Source organism: Azospirillum aestuarii, assembly GCF_016632405.1.
GTDB lineage: Bacteria > Pseudomonadota > Alphaproteobacteria > Azospirillales > Azospirillaceae > Azospirillum > Azospirillum aestuarii.
In genome coordinates, this window is record NZ_JAEPIV010000071.1 from 1 (window position 1) to 6,901 (window position 6,901).

Consider the following 6,901-nt stretch of genomic DNA (forward strand, 5'->3'; position numbering starts at 1 on the left):
ATCTCCCGGTTCGCCGCTCTCCAACGATCCGTCGCGTAGCCCCCGGAATTCGCCAACAGTGTCCACTGCTACTCAAACCCCTGCACCGGCGCCCGTTCCGGCCCGGCCAACACCCCACCGTGGCGGACCTCTATCGTCGCGTCTACGGGCGGGCGTTGAGGCCGCGCCTGCGGGCCGTCGCCCCGACCGACGCCACACCGATCCTGGGGTGATCGCGTGCCATAAAGCGGCACTGCTGAATCCGAAAATATCGGAGTTGCGAATTCTCTAACACAAAAATGGAATTCGCATTCCTCAGGCAGAAGAAACCGTATTGTTCGTCAGAACTCATCGGACTTACGGTGGATGCACAGCAACCACCAAACATCCATGAGGCCCATCAAGTGAACACTGCCGCCGCGTCCGACAACGCCGGCCTTCAGGCGCTTACCGCCCAAGTCGTCGCCGCCTATGTCGGCAATCACAACGTCGCTCCGGACAAGATCCCCAATCTGGTGTCGATCACCTATGGCGCCCTCGCCACCGCCGGCTGCAAGGCTCCGGAACCGGTCGAACTGGTCCCGGCTGTTCCGGTGAAGAAGTCGGTGACGCCGGACTACATCGTCTGCCTGGAAGACGGCAAGAAGCTGAAGATGCTGAAGCGCTATCTGCGTTCAGCCTTCGGCATGACTCCGGAGGAATACCGGGCCAAGTGGGGTCTGCCCGCGGACTACCCGATGACGGCCCCGAACTATGCCGCCAAGCGGTCGGAATTCGCGAAGAGCATCGGCCTCGGCAAGAGGAACTGAAGGGGGCAGCGATCATGACCACGCGCAACAAGAAAGAAATCATCGACACCATCGCCGAGAAGAACGGTGTCACCAAGAAAGCCGCCGGGGAGGCCCTGGAGATGGTGCTGGGTGCCATCGGTGCTGAACTGAAGAACGGCAACGCCGTGCAGCTTCACGGCTTCGGCGGCTTCACCGTGAAGCACACCGGGGAGCGTCCGGGGCGGAACCCCCGCACCGGTGAGACCATGACGTTCCGCGCGATGACGAAGGTGTCCTTCAAACAGGCCAAGGGGCTGCTGGAGGACTGACCCTCACCCCCCATCATCGACCAGGACAGGGCGCCCCGGCACATGGCTGCTGGTGGCGCCCTTCCCGTTTCAGGAGGCACCGATGCCTTTTAAAGCCGCGCCCGGCAGCCGAGGCGGTTTCTTCGAGTTCTCACGGAACCTGCGCGCCTTCGCCGACCAACTCGACGCAACGGTGGAGGATCTCACCAAGCGGCTGGCGCTGGCCATCTACAACGGCGTCATCGGCAGGACCCCGATCGACACCGGTCACGCCCGCAGCCAATGGCAGATCCTCGTCCGTGGCGATCAGGTCGCGGTGCGCCCCATCGGCGACCACACCGCCGCCGATGTCGCGGCGCTCGCCGGCTACACCGTCGTCGGCCACGGCACCATCCTGATCGCAAACGGTGCCGCCTACATCAAGCGCCTCGAATACGGGCATTCGGCGCAGGCTCCTGAGGGCATGGTTCGCGTCACCATGGCCGACGTGCAGTCCCAGCTTGACCAGATCGTCGCCCAGGCGGCGCGCGAGAACGGCACCGGGAGGCGCTGAGCATGGCGACCCCTTATGGCAGCGCTGCCGAACTGGAGACGCTGTTTGGCATCCTGGAAGGCGGCTGGGCGCAACGCCATCCCCTCATTCCCATCGCCAAGCCCTGGGGCGAGAAGCTGGACATCGACACGGCTTGCAAGGACCCGGTGACCGGCGCCGTGAAGCCCTACATCCGCCTCTCCAGGAAAGCGGCCGGCGGGCAGCCGCTGGAGTTGGGGGTGGTGAACGTCGGCAGCACCGGCCTCGCCCTTATCGATGTCTTCGTCCCGGAAGCCGACGGCGCGCCGCTGGCATCCCTCTACGGTGACGAGGTGCTGACCGACTTCGCCACTTTCTTCCAGGAGCCCGGCCCGCTCGCCCTCCGCAGCATGGTCTACACAGACGTCGGGCCGGACGGTCGCGGTTGGTACCAGGGATCGGTGACCGTCACCTTCCTGCGCCAGACCATCTACTGACGCCTGCCACACCACACAGCACTTCGCAGCCCCCGAACCAGGGCCGCTCATCCGGGCGGCCCTTCGCTTTTCCACATCCGCTAAGAGGTGAACCAATGGGAACCAGTGGTTACCAGGGTGCCGTCGAGACCAGCAATGTCGAGCTGTCCTACGGCCTCGAAACCGTCTGGGGCGAGGCCCCGGCAACGACCTTCCAGGCCGTCCGCTTTACCGGCGAAGGCTTCAAGGGCAAGAAGGAGCGCCGCCGGCCGGAGGAGATCAACGACGCCGCGCAGGTCTCCGCCGCGGTGACGACGCAGGAATCGGCGGACGGCTCGCTGAACTTCGCCATGTCGTTCGGCACGCATGACGACCTCTGGTGCTCGCTGCTGAATTCGTCGTGGAGCGCCCAGCTCAACATCACCGGGGCCAGCGGCGATATTTCCTTCGTCGCCAGCGGCAACAAGATGACCAGCACCACCGCCAACAAGTTCCAGAACGTGCAGGTCCGGCAGTGGATCAAGGTGAAGGGCTGCGGCCCGGCGGGCCCCGCCGGGAACGGGCCCTCGTTCTACGTCCAGGTCTGGTCGAAGCCCGACAACCAGACCCTGCTCGTCGTCGGAAAGACGCTGGTGGATGAGACCCCCGCCGCCGCGGCCGTGACCATCAAGGGCTCCATGATCCGCAACAGCGCCGACGTCCAGACGCTGTTCGTGCAGAAGAAGCTCGGCAGCGCTGGCTACCTGACATATCCGGGCACCTTTCTCACCGGCGGCAGCATCAACGCGCAGCAGGGCCAGTTCACCTCGGGCAGCTTCAACGCTCTCAGCAAGCAGGAAGTCAAGGCCGTTGGCGACAGCTCGACGGGGGGTGTCATGCCGGCGCCCACCGGGCAGGTCATCGACAATGTCGCCGGCTTCCAGGGGCTGCTGCTGGACGGCGCCGTCGTCGCCGCGACGGTGCGGGCGCTCAACCTGAACTTCCAGAAGGAAGGCGCCGCCGCCTACTACGGCATGGGTGCGACCGGCGCCGAGGGGATGATCCGCGGCGACTTCTCCGCCACCGGCACCACGGAAATCTATTTCAAGACCTTCGACCTCTACGACCGGTATCGGAACGAGGCGACGGGGCCGCTCTCCTTCCCTCAGGTGGACGCCGCTGGCCAGGCTTATGTCCTGACCGTCCTGAACAGCTTCCTGAACAACCCCGAGATCGTCGCCGGCGGCCGCAACCAGCCGGTTGTCGCGAAGTTCGAGGTCGAGGGCAACCCGGACCCGGTGACCGGCAAGACCTTCCAGCTCGACCGGCTCGCGGCGTAAGGGAGGCGATCCAATGCAGAACGCGCACATCAAGCGGGCTGAGGGCCACACCTGGACCATCACCATCAACGGCGTCGAGGACACCGGTTTCCGCCTCATCTGGACCGACCCGGATCGGTCCGATTTCCGGCGCACCGAGGGTGGTGACGTCGAGAGCGTCGTCGTCACCGGACTTCCGGACGGCTTCCAGAAGGTCGATGCCTTCGAGGGCGAGGCCGAGGTGCTGTCCATCTCCCACCCGGAGATGTGGACCAAGCTGGAGCTGGAGGTGACCACCGAACCGGCGACCGTTGAGCCGGTGCCCGTCGAGGAACTGGGCGAGCAGCCGGAGCCGGTCACGGAAGCGGAATCGACTGCCGAGACCACGCCCCCCAGCAGCGCGCGCACCCGCCGCCGGAGCTAAGCGGCCCCACGAACAGAACACCGAGAACCTGGCCCGACAGCCGGGAAACCTGCCTGCCCCTGGCCGGTAGGGTGACGGCGCTCGCTCATCGCGGGCGTCACGGGGCGGTGTGTCGGCACCGCCCTACCCCTTACATCCAACCGACATTGGAAAGCTGAGATCATGACCGTTCTGACCAACCGTGAATTCTACCGCACCGACCGCGACCTGGAGTCCTCCACCGGTATCCGCATCGAGATCGGCAACTGGACCTTCTGGCCCAAGCGTGCCGGCGGTTCCAACACCGCCTTCCAGGCCCGCATGACGGTCCTCCGCAAGCCGCATGAGCGCCTCCTGAACTCCAAGGTCGGCGCCAACGACGAAGCGCTGGCCCAGCAGCAGCAGGACATCTTCCAGAAGCTGCTGATCCAGGCCGCCGCGGAAAAGCTGCTCCTCCCGAGGTGGGAGGGTGTCGTCATGGCCGACATCTACGAGACCGTTCCCGAAGGAATCGACCCCAACGCCGAAGCGCCGTTCTGCGTCGAGAACGCCGTCGCCCTGTTCACGCTCCAGCCGGACAGCTTCAACGACTTCTACAAGGAAGCGGCCGAAATGGGCAACTTCCGCAAGAAGGTCGTGGAGGACCAGTCGGGAAACTCCGTGACCGCCTGAGGTGGACCCTCGATTGGGAGCCCAAGCGGGACTTCCTTGAGGGGCTGGTCGCCTCCGGTCTCGACCCGAACGCCTTGGACGGAGAACCGGAGAACGATCATTCCCTCGATTGAGTGTGGGCCGCCTTCTGGCGGCTCACCACCTGCCGGGGCGTCGGCATGGCGCCGGGACAGATCCCGTGGACGGCCGTCGCGCAGTACGGGCGGGAACAGTGCGGGATCGATGATCCCGATGATCTGGACGACTTCTGGGACCTGATCCACGCGATGGACCTGGAGTTCCTGAAGCCGAAGGAGGGTGGCGGCCCAGGGCAAGAAGGGTGAGCGGAGCGTACAATTCATCGGGATGTTAGAGCAAACGCAGCTTTTTACAGTAGCGTTGCCAATGTTCTCTCTCCCGATTTATCAATGTGCTCATGATGGGGGATTGCTCTCACAGCCGCGCCATCTTGGTGGAGGCGCCGGTTTCGTCGATGAACACCAGGCGCTCAGGATGGAGATCGGGGTGGCGGTCGAACAACACGCGCCGGCAACGCAGCACGTCCGGGCGCTGCTGCTCGGCGGCGTGCGCGGTTTTTTGACCGTCAGGCGTGCCGCTCCAGCAGGCGCCAGACCGTGCTCACTGCAACCCGCAGCCCGTGCCGGCTCGCCATATGAGCCGCGATCTCCGCCAGCGTGAGGTCGGGGGTGGCCTCGATCAGCTCCAGAATCTCCGGGGCATGTGTCTCCATGCGCTGCGAGTGCCGGTCGCCGCCCATCGGCTTGGGCTGCACCTGGCCGTCCCGGCGTCACAGAGCGACCCACTTGATCGCCGTCGAGGGCACCACACCGAACCGTTTCGCCGCCGAGCGGCAAGATCGCCCGCCCTCCACAGCCGCGATCCGCCACTCACGCAGGTCCAGGGAAAAAGGTGCTGTCATCCGGGCTGGCCTCCTTCATCAGCCCACATCTTGAATTAGATTACACCTATCAGGGAAATCCCCTTCGATTCCGACCGACAGGAAAATGCTCCAGCCATGTCAAGTCGGACGATGCATTGCAAGATGATCTTGAAAACGGTGGCCATTACCAGAATCAACACACCGTCGTTGGCAGAGTCTCTCACATCCCAGCGTCGCTTCCTTTGGTTTAAAGCGCCACGTTGTTTCAATGAGCGAGTTACGATTAAGATCTTTGGCGTTGCGCTCCATTACAATTGAAATTCGTCCAATATAATTCATCTCCACAAACTCCTTTCCAAGGCTTTGTGGCTTGATGGTAGACAGGGCAAAAATGTCATTAAATCCGTTCTCGCTAATAAGAACGCAGAATTCAATGATAAAGTCCGGGCTGCCTGCCAAAATGTTATTCGCCATAATTACGTCAGGATCTTCTGAGTATTCAATAAGAATTGTTCTTCTCGGACTCTCAACTTTTATTGTGTTAGGAGATAATTTATCTCCAGAAAAAAGCATTTCAGGCCTTGTTACATATTCCACACCTTTATCAGAAACAACAACCCTCTGAACAGGAACTTCTCCGTTGCACACTTCCCAGTGTTTGTGAAGAAGTGAGATCCCCCAATTTTCATACAACCCGTGCCGTATGAACAAAGTTCCCGTAGTGTTCAACGCATGATCAAGGAATCCTCCTTTCACGATTTTGGTGTGAGAATCTTCAATTTCCGGTAAGTTATTGAACGAGTGATGATCGAACTTGAAAGCTGTGGACATCATCTCCACAACCTCCATTGATAGCTGTCAATGCGAAGCCCCGATGAATTGGTCTCCTCAGGGCTTCGCATCAGCGGCGACCGCCGCGCGGGATCGTGCCCGCAGAGCCAACCGGCGGATGCCGGCGATTCAGGCCCCTTGATCGGTTACGGTCGGCGGGACTTGGTATAAAAGCTCAAGCGGGGTGGCGTTCGTAGGGCACGCATGTCCTGCTATGCCACTGAATCAATTCCATTTCGATAGCGCTCAATTTCTATTGGACTGGAGAATCTGTTACCTTGCGCAACTCCGAAGAAATCGTACTTGTACATCACGATAGTTTCTCTATTTTTATCCGAACGAAATGAGTAAGGAACGCCATTTGGGATAAAAAACCAATCTCCTGGGCCAAAAATCTTTCCCGCATACTCAATTGACCCCTTGAGGACTGTACGCATGCTTCCGCCTGGCCGGTCAGGGGTGTTGGCCGGATGGACGTGTGGCTCGACAAGGGTATTTGGAGGATATTCTGTTATCAAGACTCTCCATTCACAAATGTCTACAGGAATCTGCCACTTCCTGATTTCCTTTGCAAAGGGCGCATCAACGACCAGCGTATCTCTTGCGATACGCGCCTGAATGTCGTAGCTAGTAACTACTTTATTGCTACCGACGCCTAAGGTATGCAATTCAGTGGAATTATACGACTCACGAACAAGCCCATATTCCGTTAGCCCGGATCATTCATCAGCGTTTTGGAAGGGCTGCCCGAAGGCGCGTCGATGGGTGGCGCC

The 6,901-nt window shown here is 61.2% G+C and carries 12 protein-coding genes; 8 read left to right on the top strand and 4 right to left on the bottom strand.

Annotated elements, in window-relative coordinates; all coding sequences use genetic code 11:
- The first annotated feature begins 383 nt into the window (after positions 1 to 383).
- The 8 genes from JJL56_RS32455 (at position 384) to JJL56_RS32490 (ending at position 4,740) form a co-directional block, all read left to right on the top strand.
- Complete coding sequence (locus JJL56_RS32455; protein ID WP_345772668.1) at positions 384 to 788, top strand: Ros/MucR family transcriptional regulator; 405 nt, start codon at positions 384 to 386, stop codon at positions 786 to 788.
- A gap of 14 nt (positions 789 to 802) precedes the next feature.
- Positions 803 to 1,078 (top strand): HU family DNA-binding protein, encoded by a 276-nt coding sequence (locus JJL56_RS32460; protein ID WP_200487891.1) that lies wholly within the window; start codon positions 803 to 805, stop codon positions 1,076 to 1,078.
- 82 nt (positions 1,079 to 1,160) lie between these two features.
- Positions 1,161 to 1,610 (top strand): HK97 gp10 family phage protein, encoded by a 450-nt coding sequence (locus tag JJL56_RS32465; protein WP_200487892.1) that lies wholly within the window; start codon positions 1,161 to 1,163, stop codon positions 1,608 to 1,610.
- Positions 1,611 to 1,612: 2 nt separating this feature from the next.
- A complete protein-coding gene (locus JJL56_RS32470) occupies positions 1,613 to 2,065 on the top strand; it encodes a hypothetical protein (RefSeq protein WP_200487893.1) in 453 nt (150 codons plus the stop codon).
- A 95-nt stretch (positions 2,066 to 2,160) separates the two neighbouring features.
- Positions 2,161 to 3,363, top strand: coding sequence for a phage tail tube protein (locus JJL56_RS32475; protein WP_200487894.1), 1,203 nt, complete (start codon positions 2,161 to 2,163; stop codon positions 3,361 to 3,363).
- Between the two features lie 13 nt (positions 3,364 to 3,376).
- A complete protein-coding gene (locus JJL56_RS32480) occupies positions 3,377 to 3,766 on the top strand; it encodes a hypothetical protein (RefSeq protein WP_200487895.1) in 390 nt (129 codons plus the stop codon).
- Positions 3,767 to 3,928: 162 nt separating this feature from the next.
- Positions 3,929 to 4,417, top strand: a complete 489-nt coding sequence (locus JJL56_RS32485) for a hypothetical protein (protein WP_200487896.1) — start codon at positions 3,929 to 3,931, stop codon at positions 4,415 to 4,417.
- A gap of 113 nt (positions 4,418 to 4,530) precedes the next feature.
- Positions 4,531 to 4,740 carry a phage tail assembly chaperone gene (locus tag JJL56_RS32490; protein WP_425599166.1) on the top strand — a complete coding sequence of 70 codons (210 nt, stop codon included), beginning with the start codon at positions 4,531 to 4,533 and terminating at the stop codon, positions 4,738 to 4,740.
- A 260-nt stretch (positions 4,741 to 5,000) separates the two neighbouring features.
- Here JJL56_RS32490 and JJL56_RS32495 read toward each other — a convergent pair whose 3' ends face one another.
- From JJL56_RS32495 to JJL56_RS32505, 4 genes are all read right to left on the bottom strand, one after another.
- A complete protein-coding gene (locus JJL56_RS32495; protein WP_200487898.1) occupies positions 5,001 to 5,189 on the bottom strand; it encodes a helix-turn-helix domain-containing protein in 189 nt (62 codons plus the stop codon).
- A 15-nt stretch (positions 5,190 to 5,204) separates the two neighbouring features.
- Positions 5,205 to 5,336: a hypothetical protein gene (locus JJL56_RS33845; protein WP_282188974.1), complete on the bottom strand. Its 132-nt coding sequence runs from the start codon at positions 5,334 to 5,336 to the stop codon at positions 5,205 to 5,207.
- Positions 5,337 to 5,435: 99 nt separating this feature from the next.
- Positions 5,436 to 6,131: a hypothetical protein gene (locus tag JJL56_RS32500; protein WP_200487899.1), complete on the bottom strand. Its 696-nt coding sequence runs from the start codon at positions 6,129 to 6,131 to the stop codon at positions 5,436 to 5,438.
- A 209-nt stretch (positions 6,132 to 6,340) separates the two neighbouring features.
- Positions 6,341 to 6,796: a cupin domain-containing protein gene (locus tag JJL56_RS32505; RefSeq protein WP_200487900.1), complete on the bottom strand. Its 456-nt coding sequence runs from the start codon at positions 6,794 to 6,796 to the stop codon at positions 6,341 to 6,343.
- Positions 6,797 to 6,901: the final 105 nt, after the last annotated feature.